Annotated in this window: 13 protein-coding genes, 1 tRNA gene and 1 pseudogene; 5 read left to right on the top strand and 10 right to left on the bottom strand. The window is 71.7% G+C overall.

Annotated elements, in window-relative coordinates; translation table 11 throughout:
* Nucleotides 1–17: 17 nt before the first annotated feature.
* Together IE178_RS01585 and IE178_RS01580 are read left to right on the top strand one after the other, a co-directional pair.
* Nucleotides 18–2795, top strand: coding sequence for an FtsX-like permease family protein (locus tag IE178_RS01585; protein ID WP_193511016.1), 2778 nt, complete (start codon nucleotides 18–20; stop codon nucleotides 2793–2795).
* Nucleotides 2796–2851: 56 nt separating this feature from the next.
* Nucleotides 2852–3820: an ABC transporter ATP-binding protein gene (locus IE178_RS01580; RefSeq protein WP_193511015.1), complete on the top strand. Its 969-nt coding sequence runs from the start codon at nucleotides 2852–2854 to the stop codon at nucleotides 3818–3820.
* A gap of 164 nt (nucleotides 3821–3984) precedes the next feature.
* Here IE178_RS01580 and IE178_RS01575 read toward each other — a convergent pair whose 3' ends face one another.
* Genes IE178_RS01575 through ettA form a run of 3 tightly spaced genes read right to left on the bottom strand, consistent with a single transcriptional unit; the run spans nucleotide 3985 to nucleotide 6741 of the window.
* A complete protein-coding gene (locus IE178_RS01575) occupies nucleotides 3985–4650 on the bottom strand; it encodes a DUF8185 domain-containing protein (RefSeq protein WP_193511014.1) in 666 nt (221 codons plus the stop codon).
* A complete protein-coding gene (locus IE178_RS01570) occupies nucleotides 4647–5072 on the bottom strand; it encodes an acyl-CoA thioesterase (RefSeq protein WP_184760564.1) in 426 nt (141 codons plus the stop codon). Before IE178_RS01570 ends, IE178_RS01575 begins: the two co-directional genes overlap by 4 nt.
* A gap of 4 nt (nucleotides 5073–5076) precedes the next feature.
* The gene (gene ettA, locus IE178_RS01565; RefSeq protein WP_184760563.1) at nucleotides 5077–6741 is read right to left on the bottom strand and encodes an energy-dependent translational throttle protein EttA; all 1665 of its coding nucleotides are present in this window, start codon (nucleotides 6739–6741) and stop codon (nucleotides 5077–5079) included.
* A 361-nt stretch (nucleotides 6742–7102) separates the two neighbouring features.
* On the opposite strand from ettA, the gene IE178_RS01560 reads away from it, so the two are divergent.
* A complete protein-coding gene (locus tag IE178_RS01560; protein ID WP_318279778.1) occupies nucleotides 7103–7405 on the top strand; it encodes a hypothetical protein in 303 nt (100 codons plus the stop codon).
* Between the two features lie 576 nt (nucleotides 7406–7981).
* Here the strand turns inward: IE178_RS01560 and IE178_RS01555 are convergent.
* The 6 genes from IE178_RS01555 to IE178_RS01530 form a co-directional block, all read right to left on the bottom strand.
* Nucleotides 7982–8203: a hypothetical protein gene (locus tag IE178_RS01555; RefSeq protein WP_184760561.1), complete on the bottom strand. Its 222-nt coding sequence runs from the start codon at nucleotides 8201–8203 to the stop codon at nucleotides 7982–7984.
* 113 nt (nucleotides 8204–8316) lie between these two features.
* On the bottom strand, nucleotides 8317–8553 hold the full coding sequence (locus tag IE178_RS01550; protein WP_193511012.1) for a hypothetical protein: 237 nt from the start codon (nucleotides 8551–8553) through the stop codon (nucleotides 8317–8319).
* A gap of 175 nt (nucleotides 8554–8728) precedes the next feature.
* Nucleotides 8729–10147 carry a Cys-Gln thioester bond-forming surface protein gene (locus IE178_RS01545; protein WP_193511011.1) on the bottom strand — a complete coding sequence of 473 codons (1419 nt, stop codon included), beginning with the start codon at nucleotides 10145–10147 and terminating at the stop codon, nucleotides 8729–8731.
* A gap of 281 nt (nucleotides 10148–10428) precedes the next feature.
* Nucleotides 10429–10908: a single-stranded DNA-binding protein gene (locus IE178_RS01540; RefSeq protein ID WP_193511010.1), complete on the bottom strand. Its 480-nt coding sequence runs from the start codon at nucleotides 10906–10908 to the stop codon at nucleotides 10429–10431.
* Nucleotides 10909–11123: 215 nt separating this feature from the next.
* The gene (locus IE178_RS01535; RefSeq protein WP_193511009.1) at nucleotides 11124–12959 is read right to left on the bottom strand and encodes a YfjP family GTPase; all 1836 of its coding nucleotides are present in this window, start codon (nucleotides 12957–12959) and stop codon (nucleotides 11124–11126) included.
* Nucleotides 12960–12962: 3 nt separating this feature from the next.
* A complete protein-coding gene (locus IE178_RS01530; protein WP_184760557.1) occupies nucleotides 12963–14573 on the bottom strand; it encodes a dynamin family protein in 1611 nt (536 codons plus the stop codon).
* Nucleotides 14574–14894: 321 nt separating this feature from the next.
* Between IE178_RS01530 and IE178_RS01525 the strand changes: the two genes are divergently transcribed.
* Nucleotides 14895–14970: transfer RNA gene (locus IE178_RS01525), tRNA-Arg, on the top strand.
* Between the two features lie 484 nt (nucleotides 14971–15454).
* Here IE178_RS01525 and IE178_RS35645 read toward each other — a convergent pair.
* Nucleotides 15455–15593, bottom strand: a pseudogene (locus tag IE178_RS35645) (DUF2637 domain-containing protein); the annotation flags it as partial.
* A gap of 715 nt (nucleotides 15594–16308) precedes the next feature.
* On the opposite strand from IE178_RS35645, the gene IE178_RS01520 reads away from it, so the two are divergent.
* The gene (locus tag IE178_RS01520) at nucleotides 16309–16917 is read left to right on the top strand and encodes a hypothetical protein (protein ID WP_193511008.1); all 609 of its coding nucleotides are present in this window, start codon (nucleotides 16309–16311) and stop codon (nucleotides 16915–16917) included.
* Nucleotides 16918–16963: the final 46 nt, after the last annotated feature.

The following is a 16963-nucleotide window of genomic DNA, read 5'->3' as shown; positions in this document are numbered from 1 at the left end:
GCGGAACGGACCCGGTCATGGCGCCGCGGATCGGGGAGGTGAGTGACGTGACCGTCCGTGCTCCGAGGCGGTCGCGGGTGGTCGCGCCCTGGGTGCGTACCCGGCTGCGGTCGGCTCCCGGTGCGGCGGCGGCTCTGGCGGTGCTGGTCGCGGTGACCGCGTTCCTGGCCGCCGCGCTGCCGCTCGCGGTCGACCGGTACGGCGACGCGGGACTGCGCCGCGCCCTGGAGATGGCCGGACCCGGCCGCACCACCGTCCAGCTGTACACCACCCAGGCCGACTTCACCCTGCCGCAGCGCGAGCGGGAGGCCGAACTGCGCCAGGACGCGGTGCGCGACCCCTACGCCAGGATCCTCGCGTCGGCCGGACGCTCCCTCCCCCTCGACCCGGACCAGTCCGCCCACGGCGTGCGCACCACCCGGCGGCTGCAGGTTCGGGACCCGTGGCTGGCCCGGCCGGACGGGCTGCCCCCGCAGTTCCACCTCGTGGCGCAGAACGGGCTCGCCGACCACGCCCGGCTGCGGGCGGGCCGGCTGCCGAAGGCCCCGCACGACACCACCGCGGCGACCACGGCGGTCGAGGCCGCCGTCAGCACCGAGACGGCCCGCGAGCTGAACATCGAGGTGGGCTCCGTCCTCCACGTGCCCGGTGTGGAGCGCGCCCCGCTCGCGGTGCGCGTCACCGGCATCGTCGAGCCGCGCGCGCCCCGGGAGGCGTACTGGTCGACCACGCCCGTGCTGCGCAGCCCCAGTCTGGCGAACGTCCCCGGCGACCCGCAGCGCAGCGTGTTCTGGGTCGCCGCGCTGCTGCTGCCCCCGGACGCGGCCCCGGCGATGCTGGGCACGGCCGGGAGCCCCGAGCGGTACTGGATGCTGGCCCCCGAGGTCTCCACGCTGCACGGCCACGACCTCCCCCGGCTGACGTCGGCCGTCGCCTCCCTGGAGGCCGGCCCGCTGCTGCAGCGGGCGCGTGCGGCCGCCTCCCCGGCCGTGGAGTCGGACACCGCGCTCGACGAGGTGTTCGCCGAGTACACCGGACTGCGGTCCGCCATCGGCCCGCTGGTCGCCGTCGCCGCCTTCGGCACCGCCACGGTCGCGGCCGTGGTCCTGCTCATGGCGGGCGGTCTCGCCGCCGACCGGCGCCGCACCGAACTCGCCCTGCTGCGTGCCCGCGGCGCCTCCCTGCGCGGACTCGCCGGCCGGCTGCTGGCGGAGACCGCGGTGGTCGCCGTGCCGGCCGCCGCCTTCGGACTGGCCGCCGCCCGGCTCACCGTCCCCGGCCCCCGACTGCCGTACGCCGTGGCCGCCGCCGGCGCCACCGCCCTCCTCGCCTGCGTGGCGCTGCCGTCGCGGGCCGTCACCGCGCACCGCGCGGCAGGTGTGCACGCCGCCCGCGACGACCTGGCCTCGGCCCGCCCGTCACGCCGTCGCACCGTCGCCGAACTCACCCTGCTCACCCTGGCGGTGGGCGCGATCGTGGCGCTGCGCACGCGCGGCACCTCAAACGGGCAGCAGGCGTCCGGGGACCATCTGGTGTCCCTGGCGCCAGTGCTGGTGGGCATGGTCGCGGCCCTGGTGCTGGTGCGCCTGTACCCGCTGCCGCTGCGCGGGCTGGCCCGCCCCGCCGGGCGGCTGCGGGGCGTGGCCGGCCCGCTGTCGCTGGCCCGCGCGGGCCGTACGTCCGCGTCCGCGGTGCTGCCCCTGCTGGCGCTGCTGACCGCGCTGACCACCGCCGCCTTCGGCGGTTCCGTCCTCACCGGTGTGGCCGACGCGAGGGACCGCGCGGCCGTGCTCGCCGTCGGCGCCGACGCCCGCGTCGAGGGGCTGCAGGCGTTGCCGTCGGGCCTGGCCAAGCAGGTCCGCAGCGCACCCGGCGTGCAGGACGTCACCGCCGTGAGCGTCGCCTACTACGCCCATCCCTCGGACGGCAGGCTGACCGTGCCCGTGGCCGGTGTCGACCCGGCCGGCTACGCGGCCCTCGCCCGGCATACGGACATCGGCGCCTTCGACCCGGGCGAGCTGAAGGCGTCCGGTGCCGAGGCCCTGCCCGCCCTCGCCTCCCCCGAGGTCGCCGACCGCTACGGCACCCGGCCGTTCCCGGTGCGTCTGGACGACGGCGGCTACATCACCGTACGGATCGTGGGGGTGCGCGAGCGGACCCCGGCGCTCGTCGGGCAGGAGTTCCTGGTCGTGGACCGCTCCGGGCTGCCCGGCGGCTCCGCCCGCCCGACCGCGCTGCTGGTGACCGGCGACCACCCGGACGCGGGCGCGCTGCGCGAGGCGGCGGGCGGTACCGCCCGGGTCCAGCTCCGGTCGGAGCAGTTCGCGCGGTACGTCGACTCGCCCCTGCAGTCCGGCGCCGAGCGGGTCTACACGGCGGCGGTCGCGGCGGGCACCGGGTACGCGGTCCTCTCCCTGCTGCTGACCCTGCTGCGGGCCGCCCCCGAACGCGCCGCGCTCCTGGCCCGGCTGCGCACCATGGGCCTCACCCGCGCCCAGGGCCGCCGGCTGCTCGTCCTGGAGTCCCTGCCGCAGGCGTTGCTCGCCGCGGTCGGCGGCACCGTCACGGCCTGGGCCGCCATCCGGCTGCTGGCACCCGGTATCGATCTGACGACCGTCGCCGTCTCCGCCTCCACCTCACCGGCGGGGCGTGCGGTGCTGCGCACCGACCCGGTGTCGCTGCTGGTGCCGGCACTGGCGGTGGTGGCCCTGACCGTCGGCATCGCGGCGGCACAGGCGTGGTGGACGGGGCGCAGGGGGTCGGTGCGGGAACTGAGGGCGGGGGATGCCCGGTGACCCCCCCCGCCGCCCGTTTCCGTGTCCCGCCGACTTCTTCCCCAGGAGGACCCCCGATGACCTCGCATCCCACGCTGGCCGAGCTCGCCGACCGGGTCACCGCCGACCGCGACCGTCCGGCCTACGGCCATGACGCGCTCATCACCTGCGACCGCCTGGTCCGCGTCTTCACCGCGGACGGTGTGGAGGTGCAGGCGCTCCAGGGACTCGACCTCCTGGTGCGCGAGGGCGAGTTGATGGCCCTCGTGGGTGCCTCCGGCAGCGGCAAGTCCACCCTGATGAACATCCTGGCCGGCCTGGACACCCCGACGGCCGGCGCGGCCCGCGTGGCCGGCCGTGATCTGCTCACGATGACCGCCAGGGACCGTCTCGCCTACCGCCGTGAGGTCGTCGGCTTCGTCTGGCAGCAGACCTCCCGCAACCTGCTGCCGTATCTGACGTCGGCGCAGAACGTCGCCCTGCCGATGCAGCTCGCCGGCTTCCGCGGCCGGTCCCGCGGCGCGCGCCGGGCCCGTGCCGAACGCGTCCTGGAGCTGCTGGAGTTGCTGGAGGTCGCCGACTGCCGGGACCGCCGCCCGCACGAGATGTCCGGCGGGCAGCAGCAGCGCGTCGCCATCACCGTGGCCCTCGCGGGCGATCCGTCGGTGCTGCTCGCCGACGAACCCACCGGCGAACTCGACTCCCACACCGCGGAACAGGTCTTCGCCGCGTTCCGCACCGCCAACGAGCGGCTCGGCACGACCATCGTGATCGTCACCCACGACCAGGCGGTGGCGAGCGAGGTCCGCCGCACGGTCGCCATCCGCGACGGCCGTACCTCCACGGAGGTGCTGCGCCGCAGCGAGGTCGACGCCACCACGGGCCACGAGACGGTCGTGGCCCGCGAGTACGCCATGCTCGACCGCGCGGGCCGCCTCCAGCTGCCCGCCGAGTACACGCGGGCCCTGGGCATGCGCGACCGCGTGGCACTGGAACTGGAACCCGACCACATCGCCGTCCGCCCGGACGACAGCGAACGGGACTGAGCGGACGCACCGGGCGGTGCCACCGAACAGGACCGAGCGGACACGCCGGGCGGTCTCACCGAACGGAACCGAGCGGACGCGCCAGGCGGTCTCACCGAAACAGGACCGAGCGGACACGTCGGACGATCTCGCCGAACGCAACCGAACGGACGCACCGGGCTGTCTCAGCGCACGCTGAGGCCCAGCGCCCCCAGTCCGGCCCGGCGCACGGCGACCGACCCGTACGGCGTGCGCAACCGGAGCCAGGCGCCCGAGGAGAACAGCCCCCGCTCCTCTCCCCGCAGGAACCCGAACGACTGGGCGGCGTGCACCGCCCGCACCGGCAGGCCGGTCTCCCCGACCGTGCGGGACCAGATCTCCCGCCCGATCCGGTCGAGCTCGGCCCGGGTACGCCGCTCGGGCGACAACTCGCCCGTACGGGAACGGAACTCCGTCACCGACGCGGCGACGAGCGCCCGCAGCTCCTGGGACGCCGGCAGTCCGGGCTCGGCCCGCCAGCCGCCGCGCGGCGGCAGCACCCCGGCCCACGGCGGCCCGGTCACCGCACCCGGCACGGCCGCCGTGGCGGCGGACTCGTCCACCGACTCCAGCAGCTCACCGGCGGACACGGTCACGTCCAGCGTGACGTCCAGGCCGTTCTCGTAGGGCTTGGCGAGGCGTACGGCGCGGATCGCGAGCACCTCGAAGGAGGGCGGCCGGCCGAAGACGGCGAGCGCCGTGCCGGCCGCCTGCAACCGCACCGCGGCCGAACGGTCGTAGTGCAGCAGCCGGGAGAGGAAGGCCGCGAGATCCGCTGCCTCCCCCTCGTCGGCCAGATGGAGCACCGTCATGCGGCGACGGCCTTCTCCTCGGCGCCCACGGGGTCGTCCATGTACTCCCGGAGGAACTCGCGCTCCTCCTCGGTGATCCGGCGCGGGCGCTGCGTCTCGAAGTCGAACGGCACGATGACCGTCGAGGCGCGGACATAGATTTGGTCGTCGCCGTCCTTCACCTCGTAGGTGATGGTGAAGGACGCCGCCCTTATCTCCGTGATCCACAGCTCGATGTCCACGGGTGAGTGCCGGTGGACGAGCTGCCGCTTGTAGTCGATCTCGTGCCGCGCCACCACGGACCCCTGCTTGAAGTCCTTATCCGGGCGGAACAGGAAGTCGATACGGGCTTCCTCCAGGTAGCGGAGGAACACCACGTTGTTGACGTGGCCGTACGCGTCCATGTCCGCCCAGCGCAGCGGGCAGCGGTAGATGTGCCGCAAGAGATCAGCCCCGGGTCAGCTTCTTGTAGGTGGCGCGGTGCGGACGCGCGGCGTCCGGACCGAGCCGCTCGATCTTGTTCTTCTCGTACGACTCGAAGTTGCCCTCGAACCAGAACCACTTGGAGTCACCCTCGTAGGCGAGGATGTGCGTGGCGACGCGGTCCAGGAACCACCGGTCGTGGGAGACGACCACGGCGCAGCCGGGGAACTCCAGCAGCGCGTTCTCCAGGCTGGAGAGGGTCTCGACGTCGAGGTCGTTCGTCGGCTCGTCGAGGAGCAGCAGGTTGCCGCCCTGCTTGAGGGTGAGCGCGAGGTTGAGCCGGTTGCGCTCACCGCCGGACAGCACGCCCGCGGGCTTCTGCTGGTCCGGGCCCTTGAACCCGAACGCGGAGACGTACGCCCGCGACGGCATCTCGACCTGGCCGACGTTGATGTAGTCGAGCTCGTCGGAGACGACGGCCCACAGCGTCTTCTTCGGGTCGATGTTCTCGCGGCTCTGGTCGACGTAGGAGATCTTGACCGTCTCGCCGACCTTGATGGAGCCGGAGTCGGGCTCCTCGATCCCCTGGATCATCTTGAACAGGGTGGTCTTGCCGGCGCCGTTCGGCCCGATGACCCCGACGATCCCGTTCCTCGGCAGGGTGAAGCTGAGGTCGTCGATCAGGACCTTCTCGCCGAAGCCCTTGCTGAGGTTGTTGACCTCGACGACCACACTGCCCAGCCGCGGGCCCGGCGGGATCTGGATCTCCTCGAAGTCCAGCTTCCGCATCTTGTCGGCCTCGGCCGCCATCTCCTCGTACCGGGCCAGACGCGCCTTGGACTTGGCCTGACGCCCCTTGGCGTTGGACCGCACCCACTCGAGCTCGTCCTTGAGCCGCTTCTGCCGCTTGGCGTCCTTCTGGCCCTCGACCTTGAGGCGGGTGGCCTTGGTCTCCAGGTACTTGGAGTAGTTGCCCTCGTAGCCGTGCAGCCGGCCGCGGTCGACCTCGCAGATCCACCCGGCGACGTTGTCCAGGAAGTACCGGTCGTGGGTGACGGCCACGACGGTGCCCTCGTACTTGGCGAGGTGCTGCTCCAGCCAGTTCACCGACTCGGCGTCGAGGTGGTTGGTGGGCTCGTCGAGGAGCAGCAGGTCGGGCGCCTCCAGCAGCAGCTTGCACAGCGCCACCCGGCGCTTCTCGCCACCGGAGAGGTTGGCGACCGGCCAGTCGCCGGGCGGGCAGCCCAGGGCGTCCATGGCCTGCTCCAGCTGGGCGTCGAGGTCCCAGGCGTTGGCGTGGTCGAGCTGCTCCTGCAGCTTGCCCATCTCGTCCATGAGCTCGTCGGTGTACTCGGTCGCCATCTGCTCGGCGATCTCGTTGAACCGGTCGAGCTTGCCCTTGACCTCGGCGACACCCTCCTGGACGTTCTCCAGGACGGTCTTGTCCTCGTTCAGCGGGGGCTCCTGGAGCAGGATGCCCACGGTGTAACCGGGAGAAAGGAAGGCGTCACCGTTCGACGGCTGTTCCAGCCCCGCCATGATCTTCAGAACGGTTGACTTACCCGCGCCGTTCGGGCCGACGACACCGATCTTCGCCCCCGGCAGGAAGCTCAGGGTGACGTCGTCGAGGATCACCTTGTCGCCGTGCGCTTTGCGCGCCTTGCGCATGGTGTAAATGTACTCAGCCAAGAGAAACCGTCCGGCAGCTTGAAATCTGGCAGTGGGCAGATACACCCCATCTTGCCCGACCGCTACCCCTGGGGGGAAACGCGTTCGGCGCGGGGGCCCCGACCTGCGGTTTCACGGACGTCGACCGCGCGTCGCCTGTCACCGCCGGTCGCCGTCCAGTCCCCTCGGGCCCCCTCGCACGGTCCGGGGACGGCCCGGTTACGGCCCGGCTGAGATCACTCGTCGGCTGCCGGCCGGGACGCGAGCGGGGGCATCTGAGTACACGTGCTCATGTGAAGCGCCGATGGGGCCACGATGCTGGGTCGCGTGGCGATCGATGGTCAGTCGCCTTCAAGCGGAATGGTGGGGGGAGGTGGAGCGCGTGAGCAATCCGTCGACCGGCCCGCAGGTCGGGGTCGGCATTGCACTGCTCGTCATCGACCTCCTGGCCGTCGCGCTGCTGTTGTACGGCTATGGAATCCACGGCTGGGCCGATGGATACAACGGAGGCAATACGCCGGAGGCGCCGCGGTTCGCGTGGCGAGCGATGTGGTGCCTGGCTGGCGGTGCTGCGGTCACAGGTGGTGGTCTTCTGGCCGTGCGATGGCACATACCTGGCACGGTGCAGATCCTGATCCTCGGTGGCGGAGCAATGCTGTTCGCCTCCCTGTCTGCCCGTTCATAGCGCTCGATCGGTCACGATCGGTCACGGCACCTCGCCCCGCGCCGTCACGCGTGCATGCGTGGTCCGCTGAGCAGGTATTCGGCGTACGCGGCGGGCTGCCCGAGCGGTACCGGGCCGTGGTCGACCTCGTCGCCGGGTGCGACATGCGGCGTGCGGCGTGCGGCAGGGTGAGATCAGCAAGCGCACGGCCCGCGGACGGCCGAGGGACCACCCGGACCTCGACCTCGTGATCTGCGCGACGGCCGGACAGGGACGCGGGTGTACACCCCCCGTCCGGCGTCGTTGATGTCAGCTGTGGACGGCAGAAGCCTGCTGCTTCGGTGGGAGCCGGCTACCTCGGGTCACGCTGCACTCATGCCTGGGACGTGTCCTTGCCCGTCCTCGAATACGACGCCTTCGCTGTCCCCGAAGTCGGGGGCCCGGAAGGGGTTCGTCGTGGGAGGCGGGGATGCCGTGGCGGAGCAGCGGGGTGCCCCTTCCGGAGCGGAGAACAGCGAGATCGGATCGATGAGAGGTCTCCCTTTTCGCTACAGGTCCCCGGGGGGACCTGACGTGCCGCGACTGGGCACAGAGGTCTTACAGCTTGGTCATCTTGGCGTACGGGCTGAGGATCCGCTCTTGTGCCGAGCCGAAATCCACGAGCACCGCGATCCCGTCCTCGACGCCGATCACTCGGCCGAGGCCGTACATGTCGTGTGTCACCTGGTCGCCGACGGCGAAGTGCTTGGGATCCGGCACGACCCGGGCCTGGAAGGGGCTGGTGGGCAAGTGACGCTTCAGTGCAGCAGGCTTTGTCATTGTCCCCAGTATGCGCCCGCGGGCCTCCCTTTCGCTGCGGTCGTCCACGTCGGGTTCGACACAGGCCGCATGCTTTTACCGCGGGCCGGCCATGATGCGACCGCGGTCGTCGTTCAGCACCACTGCGAGTCGGCGTGGTCCGCGACGATCTCCCCATGGAGAAGGCCGTCGTCCGGGCCCTCCACGCCGAGGTAGGCGGTCGTTCCTCCCACCGGCTTGGCGGCGACGCACCTGGGCACCGTCGCGTCGCCGGCCTCGGTCTGCGGCCGCCGACCATCGGCCCGGGCCGTCTCGCCGTAGTGCCGCAAGGCCTGCCCCGGCGCACCGTCGTACCGGTACCGCGCCCCCACGACGACGCCACGGTCGTCGTCGTCGCGCTCCTGGTAGCGATCCCTGTCCGCCCGCTCCGTCGGGGCCGCGAAGGGCCCGGCCGGTGAGTCCCCGCTCGGAGTGCGACAGCTGATCGGCGACGTGTGGGATCCGAGTCCGTCGGCGAGGTCGCCGAGTGGACCGCGGGAACGGTGCTCAGTCGCCGGAAGGTGCGCGCCTGCGGCCGGTGATGACCAGGCCCGCCCCGCCGAGGACGACCAGGGCGATGGCGGTGCCGGCGATCCACGGGGTGACGTCCGTGGCGCCGGTCTCGGCGAGGTTGGTGTCGGTGGGGGCGCCGGCGACGGGAGTGGGGTTCGAACCGGTGAGGGTGTGGGTGGTGGTGCCGATCTCGGCGGCCCGCGTCAGGCAGTCGAGCATGCCGGTGAACCGCTGCTCGAAGCCGCCCGGCCCCTTGACCGTGAAGTCGTACGGCTGGTCCTCGCTCAGCGGAACCGTCACCGTGCGGGACGCGCCACCCGCGACGGTGTGCTCCGCACCGGCCAGCTCGAAGGTGAACGGCTCGTCGTCCTGGTTGGCGACGGTGAGGTCCACACCGCCCTTGGCGCAGTTCTCCCGGGCGGACAGCGCGGGTATCGCCCCTTCCAGCGCCCAGGTGGCGCCGGCCGTCGCCGAGACGGTGGACTCGCTGGACCCGGCGAGGATCTGCGTCTGGCTGCGGCTGTCGGAGACGAAGGCGCGGCCGACGGGCACCGTGGTCGAGGCCTGCACGGTGAGCTCCGCGGTGGCCGCCGCCGCGTCCTCGGGCACCTCGAAGAAGATCTGGCTGCCGTCGGCGGCGGTGGTGACGGGCTCGCCGCCCCTGTCGACGATCCGCACCCCGCTCGTGGCGGCGTCCGCGGGCGGCAGGACCGTCACGCTGCGCGCGTCCGTGCGCACGGTCACCGGGCCGATCCGCTCACCCGGGCGGCCGGAGACCGCCGGCGGGTCCAGGGTCAGTGACGCCTTCGGCTCCGGCTGGTCGCGGGCGTTCTTCTGCAGATAGTCGGCGAGCTGCTCGGCCTGGGGGTCGAGGGCGTCCACGTCCACGTCGTCGGAGTGGCGCCAGATGGCCACCTGGGTGCCCGCCGCCGCGTCCTGCTCCGTGAGCTGGCCGCGGACGCCGGCCTTCTTCGCGAGTGCCGCGAGGTCGTTCACCTGCGGGTAGGAGTGCTGCAGGATCCAGCGGATCCGGCCGGCATCCTCGTTGGTGCCCAGCGAAGTCCCGCTCCAGGCGGTCTCGTGGTACTTGGCGTCCTTCTGCGTGGGCGTGTGGATGTCGACGCAGTACGTCTGCAGCATGCCGCCGCCCTCGACGGACATCTCGAACAGGCCCGCCGACACCTGCTGGTCCCCGGCGGCGCCGTGGATCACGGCCGTGCCGTAGGTCTTGAGCCCGCCTATGGCCGCGACGGCTCCGCTGTGCACCGGTTCCGTCGCGTCACCCTCGTCGGCGGCGGCTCTCCCGGTACCGGCCAGTACGGCGGTGGCGACGAAACCGGACACCAGCGTCCCCGCGGCGAAGCGGGCCGACCCACGTCCGCGCGCGGACGACGCGGAGAACGAAGCAAACACCGAATTCCCTTCCGAGCAGGACCCGTTGACGAGGGGGGACGGTCCCACCAGCAGAATCACCGGCCCCGAGAGTCCCGGGAGCCATGCCGGGAATCCTAAGGAGGCGGCGTACCACGCTTGCCGGTGATCGCGTCGGAGCGGTGATCCGACTCGGAATCGTTATCGCCGGAGCGACCGCGAGCAGGGCTTATCGACAAATCCACCTGGGATGGTTCGGCATACATCTGCCGATAAGCCTCGCTTCGGTCAGCGTCCGCGGAACCGAGCGCGAGTCGCTGATGTCACGTCACCATGGCCGGTCGCGGCGGCTTTTGTCCGGCGCCCTCGTTCGCGGCCGTCGTATCTGCCGGCGCGCTGTCCCAGTCGGGCTCGGAACGGTCCGGCACGGCCGTCTGTTCCGGCCGTTGCGCGCGGCGGAAGGCGGTCGTCCCGCGGGCGAGGTCATGGCCGATCGCGACCGCGTCGATGTCCGCCGACATCCAGCCCTGCTGCCCCTCGCGTGTCTCCGTGCGCACCTTCAGCCTGCCCTGGACGATCACCGGTTCGCCCACCGACAGCGACGCCGCGGCGTTGGTGGCGAGCTGTCGGTTGGCCCACACCGTGAAGAAGTTGGTGTGACCGTCCGCCCAGGCGCTCTTCTCCCGGTCCCAGTACCGGGAGGTGACCGCCACCCGGAACCTCGCCGCGGGGCCGGACGCCGTCTCCCGGTACACCGGCCGCGTCGCCACGTTGCCCACCACGCACACCATCGTCTCGTTCATCGCGCTTCCCTCCCTGCCCGGACCCGCCGGCACGCGCGCCGGCGCCGGGTGGACACGCGTACGGGCCACTCCCGTACGGCTGCCGTCTGGCACGGTGACCGCGAACCGTCTCGCGATCGCCGCAGAGCCAGACTGCCTCCGCCGGGCCGGGCCCGCCGAGCGCTGTGGACCACCGCCGGCCTGTGGAGAACTCCGCCACCCGAACGAGTGGCTCCCTAGCCGCCCCCGCCCCCCGCACCCACCCCCACGACCCGCCCGTACTGCTCCCGCACCTCCCGGTACCGCAACAACTCCGCCGCCACCGGATCCAGTACGCGGGCCCGGCCGCACCCCGAGGCCGCCTCCCGCAACCGTCTCTCCGCCTCCAGCCCGTACCGCCGGGCAGGCCCCCGGGCCGCGATGCGGCAGCTCCACTCGATGAGCGGACCGCCCACGATGCCGATCACCATCAGCAGCACCGGGACGCCGAGGTTCGGCGCCGTGACCCCGATGATCTGACCCAGCAGCCACAGCCCGCCCACGAACTGAAGGACCGTCATCGACGCCTGGACGAGTACGGCCAAGGGCCACCACCCGGGCCGCGGTGGCCTCCCCGGCGGCAGTCCCGCGCGGACGGCCAGCTCGTCCAGCGCCTCCGGCAGACCCTGGGAGCCGCGCGTGGCCGCCTCCCGCACCGCCTGCGCCCAGGGCGCAGGCAGCCCGGCCGAGGCCCGGTCGGCCACCGTGCGCACCGCCTGCTCCACCCGCTGGCGGGCCGTGACCTCCTCGTCGGGCTGGCCGCGCAGGGCGACCCGGCCGGTGGACGGCTCGCTCCGCTCCTGGCACCAGCGCCACAGCCGCAGCCAGGGCGTTCCGCAGGCACGGTTGGCGTTGCGCAGCCACGCGCGTTCGGCCGCCTCGCCCGCCGCCGTGGCGCCCACGGCGTCCGCGAGCCGGTCCGAGAACTCCTCGCGTGCCTCCTCGCTCAGCCCGACGCGCCGCCGGGTGGCGTACACCGGCCAGAGTCGTGCCGCCGCGATGTCCACGTCCGCGGAGATCCGGCGGGCCGGGGCCCCGCGTTCGGACACGAACCGGCCGAGCGCCTCGCGCAGTTCGCCCATCCCGTCCCCGGTGAGCGCGGACAGGGCGAGCACACTCGTACCGGGTTCGCCGTACTCCCCCAGCACGATGCCGTCCTCGTCGAGCAGCCGCCGCAGATCGTCCAGAACCTGCTCGGCGGCCTCCCCGGGCAGCCGGTCGATCTGGTTGAGGACGACGAACATGACCTCCGCGTGGGCCGCCATGGGCCGCAGATAGCGCTCGTGGAGCATGGCGTCGGCGTACTTCTCGGGGTCGACGACCCAGATGACCGCGTCGACCAGTCCCAGCACGCGGTCCACCTGCTCCCGGTGCTGCACGGCCGCCGAGTCGTGGTCGGGCAGGTCGACCAGGACCAGCCCGCGCAGCCGCTCGTCCGCGTCCGCCGTGGCCTGCAGGGGCCGCCGCCTGAGCCGGGGCGGGATGCCGAGGCGTTCGATGAGACTCGCCGCACCGTCGCTCCAACTGCACGCGATGGGCGCGGCGGTGGTCGGCCGCCGTACGCCGGTCTCCGAGATCGGCACTCCGGCCAGGGCGTTGAACAGCTGCGACTTGCCGCTGCCGGTGGCACCCGCGATGGCGACGACGGTGTGCTGTCCGGAGAGCCTGCGCCGCGCGGCGGATTCGTCGAGGACCCGGCCCGCCGGCGCGAGGGTCCGGTGGTCGAGCCGGGCACGGGAGAGCCCCACCAGCTCGCGCAGCGCTTCGAGCCGCGACCCCAAGTGCGGGCCGTACGCCAGCGGGGCCACGGTCTGCGGCCCGGACGCCCGGGACTCCGTCACCGTGCGCTGCTCCTCCTCCGCGCTCCCGTTCACCCGCCGCGCGATCAGCCCGTCGTCCCAGGGGCTGCCGGAATCCGTGCGCATGGCGGCTTCGGAGCCCTCGGAGGCGTCGTGCTCGGGGTGTTCGTGCTGCTTGGGACGCTCGGGGTGTTCGGGGTGCTCGGTGTGGTCCTGGTCAGTGACGGCGGTCACCGGTCACCTCTCCTTCTGCAGTACGGACAACGCGGCGATGAGTTCGGCCTGGGGCTCCGCGTGCACCTCGAGGGCGTCGAGCGGGGCGAGCCGGCGCTCGCGTTCGGTGTGCATCACCCGGTCCACGACGTCGAGGAGCAGCCGTCCACCCCGGTCCCGCAGCCGCAGCGCGCCGTGCGCGCCGATCCGCTCGGCGAGCCCCTCCCCGGCGTTGCGTGCGCGCCGGCCGCCCAGCAGCACCGTGGCGACCAGGGCGGCGACCATCTCGGGGTCGGGCGCGTGACCGCGCTCCAGCTCGCGCACCTCGTCCTCGGCGTACTCCTCGAGCTCGCGCCGCCAGCGCCGTACGGCCAGCCCGATCCGGTGCTCGGCGCTCTCCGGGGCCGGGTCGCGGGCGGTGAGTTCGGGGGCGTCCGCCGCGGGTTCGCGCCGCCAGGCGTCGTCGACGCGCTCGTCGGCGGCGGCGACGGCGCACAGCAGCAGCGCGCTCAGGCTCTCCACCAGGGTGTCGAGGAGTTCGCCCGGAGTGCAGTCGAGGGGGAAGGCACGCCACCGCTTGAGCGCGTCCCCGGCGAGCACGGCCCCGGCCTGCAACCGGCCCCGCACGCGCGCGTGCTCGCTGTCGTACGCCCCGTCGACGGCCGCGGTGAGCCGCAGGGCGGCGGCGTACTGGGCGGCGGCGGCGCCCGCCAGTTCGGGCATGCGGGCGTTGAGGGAGTCGAGGACGCCGTACGCGGTGCGGGCCATCACGTGCTGCCGCGCGGCGGGGTCCAGCGTCTGGTGGACGAGCCAGGTCCGCAGCGCCGCCACGGCGGTGGCGGGCAGCAGTCCGCCGCCCCACGCCGACTCGGGCAGCTCGGGCACGGTGAAGCGCGGTACGTGGCCGAGTCCGGCCTTGGTCATCAGGGCGCCGTACTGCCGCGACACCTCGGACACGACCTGGTGGGGCACCCGGTCCAGGACGGTCACCAGCGTGACGTCGTACTCCTTGGCGGTGCGCAGCATGTGCCAGGGGACGGCGTCGGCGTAGCGGGCGGCGGTGGTGACCATGACCCAGATGTCGGCGGCGCTGATGAGTTCGGCGGCGAGGACGCGGTTGTCGGACACCAGGGAGTCGATGTCGGGTGCGTCCAGGAGGGCGAGGCCGGGCGGCAGGGTGTCGGCGGTCTCGACGCGCAGCACCCGCGCGGGGTTCTCACCCGGGAGGAGCAAGTCGTCCGCCGTGTCCTGGTGGTGGGGCACCCATACGCGCGTGAGGTCGGGCAGCACCCGCATGCCGCTGAACCAGTGGTGGTCCTCCGGGTGGCAGACGAGCACCGGCGTCCGTGTGGTGGGCCGCAGCACGCCCGCCTCACTGACCCGCCGGCCCACGAGGGAGTTCACCAGGGTGGACTTCCCGGCCCCCGTGGACCCTCCGACGACGGCGAGCAGGGGCGCCTCGGGGTCTCTCAGCCGTGGCACCAGGTAGTCGTCGAGCTGGGCGAGCAGTTCGTCACGGTTGGCACGCGCGCGTGCGGCCCCCGCCAAGGGCAGCGGGAAGCGTGCGGCGGCGACACGGTCGCGCAGGGCGGAGAGTGCGTCGAGCAGCTGAGGCCGTACGTCCAAGGTCACCACATGCGAAGAATGCCCAATTTTGGGGGAATTCTGAAGCATATGAGCATGCCTGCGCGCCGACAGGACACAAGGGATGGAAGGGATGACTGAGACACGGGCACAGTCCAGGCATAACGAGTACACAACACCCGATGCGCGAGAGGCCAAAAACGGTGCACGATTCGTACCTGCCTGCGATTATCAGGACCGCTTCACCGAACCTCCACATCGAGCCACGGAGGCGAGGCAACAGGGACAAGGATGCGGGAGCCCTATCCTTGTCTCCGGCAACGTCAAGGACCGGCCCGGACCCGGGCACCGCGACAGAGGCCACCACACCCGGCCCCCGTAGCTCAGTGGATAGAGCAGGCGCCTTCTAAGCGCTTGGCCGCAGGTTCGAGTCCTGCCGGGGGCGCCACTCTCCTCCCTCCCACTCGGGAGGGCTTTTCGCTGGTCAGAGCGAGTGCCGCCCGACACGACGAAGCCCCGGGCGCCCTCTTGAGGATCAAGGGCGGACTCCGGGGCCGTCCGGCTGTCACCGGGTTTTCGCGGGTGGCCGTGTCGCATACGTGTCGGTGTTCCCGTCCGGAGGATCAGCCGGCGCCGGGCATCTTTGGCAGGTCACCCGCTGCTTCGAGCCGCCGTATCAGGTCCGGCAACTGCCCGTCGACGCACCGGGCGTATGTGGCGAGGAGCACAGCCACGCTGTTCCCGGCCCACTCAGCGGCTCGCACCACTGGTCCACGGCATCGGGCTCGGGCAGCGTGATGTCCTCCACCCGCATGGCCACCGCCTCCTCGGGCCGTGGGCCGCAGTAGTACAACGTGGCGAGGAAAGCGTGGAGCCGCCTTCCACCGCGCGGCCGGCGCCGTATCCAGTCGAGGGTCGCCGCCGCCTGATCGGGGTTCGGCCGGGTCGGCCAGGTCGGGAAATCCGGCGGTGGCGACGTTGGCGCCGAGGGAGGCGAACAGGGCGATGAGGAACCAGCACCAGGCCAGCCGCGACGGTGCCCTCACTGCGCAGGCGTCGCCAGGGGGCGACCGGAGTCGTTTCTCGACGAAGTTCGAGCTGGACCAGTCTCTCCGGGTATGACGGGCAGTGTGAAGCCCGTATCGATGAGGTCGAACGGTGCAAGGCGACCTTCACAGCAGCGGCTGGAAGCGTGCTGGTGCCGGACGTTTGAGTAAGTGAGCGAACACGCCCCAAGCCAGGCTCTCAACCGCCACCCTTGACCTATGCGGGGCGACCTCGTCGCTCTTATTGGCTCTGCGCCCGGTGCGGCGAGAGTGCGTGCATGGCGTCGCGAGGCAGGCGGGAATTGTCAGACAGGCCCCAGGTCGACGGCCGTGCCGAGCCGTTCGAGCAGGGCCGGCGGTGCGTCGGCCACCCATTCACTCACCGCGAGCTCCGGTTGCTTTCCGCTGCGCTCTTCGAGATGCACGACGAATGGATCGCCTTACCTCGCCACCACCTCCCCGAAGGTGATACGGGCGATATGGGTGATATCTATCGTAAACTCTCTTTTAGTTCCTCCGTGCTACCCAACGCACCGAAAAGCAACCGCCAGTTGATCCCCAACACCAAGACGAGGGACACTACCTGGCGGATGCGTGTTCCCGACCGAGTGGCACTCGCTTCGGTATCCTCCCGTGCAGGCCATCGGGGGCCATTTACCCAAGAATTACTGGGCAGTTGACCTCGCAGTTTCGTGATAGCGTCCTTGTTCGGAGGGACAGTGCTACCTGAAAGGGAAATCGTGAACACGGAGAAGATCACCGTTCGCCGCCTCTCGCTGGAAGAAGTGACGAAGCTCGGCGTGAAGGACAGGCTCTTCGTTTCCGCCGACACGGAAGAACTCAAACTTCCCGACTGCTACGTCCCTGCTTTTCTGACCAAGTCCGGCGAGAGTTTCGAGGGCGGCTCGGTCACGGCGAGAACCATATTCCAGGAAGAGGTCTCCTGCCTTCCCGACGACGAGAATGAAGCCGGAATCTACTTGGCCGACGAAAACGGCTCGGTGACCATCGAGGTCCTCCAGTCCGCCGGTGTCGTGCTGGACCTGGCACTTTTCGTCCCCGGTGGGGACAGGGGGGCCCTCACGGCCCTTTACGCTGCGGCCCGGCAGGCGTTCGGCGCCGACGTCGTGCAGATCTGGCGCCAGGGCCTCAAGGAGGTTCCCGACGTGAAGGTCGACATCTTCGAGGAGCAGATTCCCCGGGGGCGCAAGGGGAGCGACAGCCCCAAGCGTGACCGTCGCGCGATCGACACCTACCCCACCCGTGCGGACTTCATCGAGTTCTCCGCGGGGTGGAAGCCGGTCGTTGAGATTCACCGGCCGATTGTTGACGACACCCCGACCATCTGAGGCGGCGTTACCTCTCGTTCTCGGCCTGAGAGAACGCCGAGAACAC

The sequence above is a fragment of the Streptomyces griseoloalbus genome (assembly GCA_014650015.1).
Lineage (GTDB): Bacteria > Actinomycetota > Actinomycetes > Streptomycetales > Streptomycetaceae > Streptomyces > Streptomyces griseoloalbus.
This window is presented reverse-complemented; position numbering and strand designations above follow the sequence as displayed.

Bases quoted from the DNA above. Each gene is read 5' to 3' on its own strand.
- IE178_RS01585 (WP_193511016.1), top strand. From the start codon at position 18: ATGGCGCCGCGGATCGGGGAGGTGAGTGACGTGACCGTCCGTGCTCCG.
- IE178_RS01580 (WP_193511015.1), top strand. From the start codon at position 2,852: ATGACCTCGCATCCCACGCTGGCCGAGCTCGCCGACCGGGTCACCGCC.
- IE178_RS01575 (WP_193511014.1), bottom strand. From the start codon at position 4,650: ATGACGGTGCTCCATCTGGCCGACGAGGGGGAGGCAGCGGATCTCGCG.
- IE178_RS01555 (WP_184760561.1), bottom strand. From the start codon at position 8,203: ATGACAAAGCCTGCTGCACTGAAGCGTCACTTGCCCACCAGCCCCTTC.
- IE178_RS01540 (WP_193511010.1), bottom strand. From the start codon at position 10,908: ATGAACGAGACGATGGTGTGCGTGGTGGGCAACGTGGCGACGCGGCCG.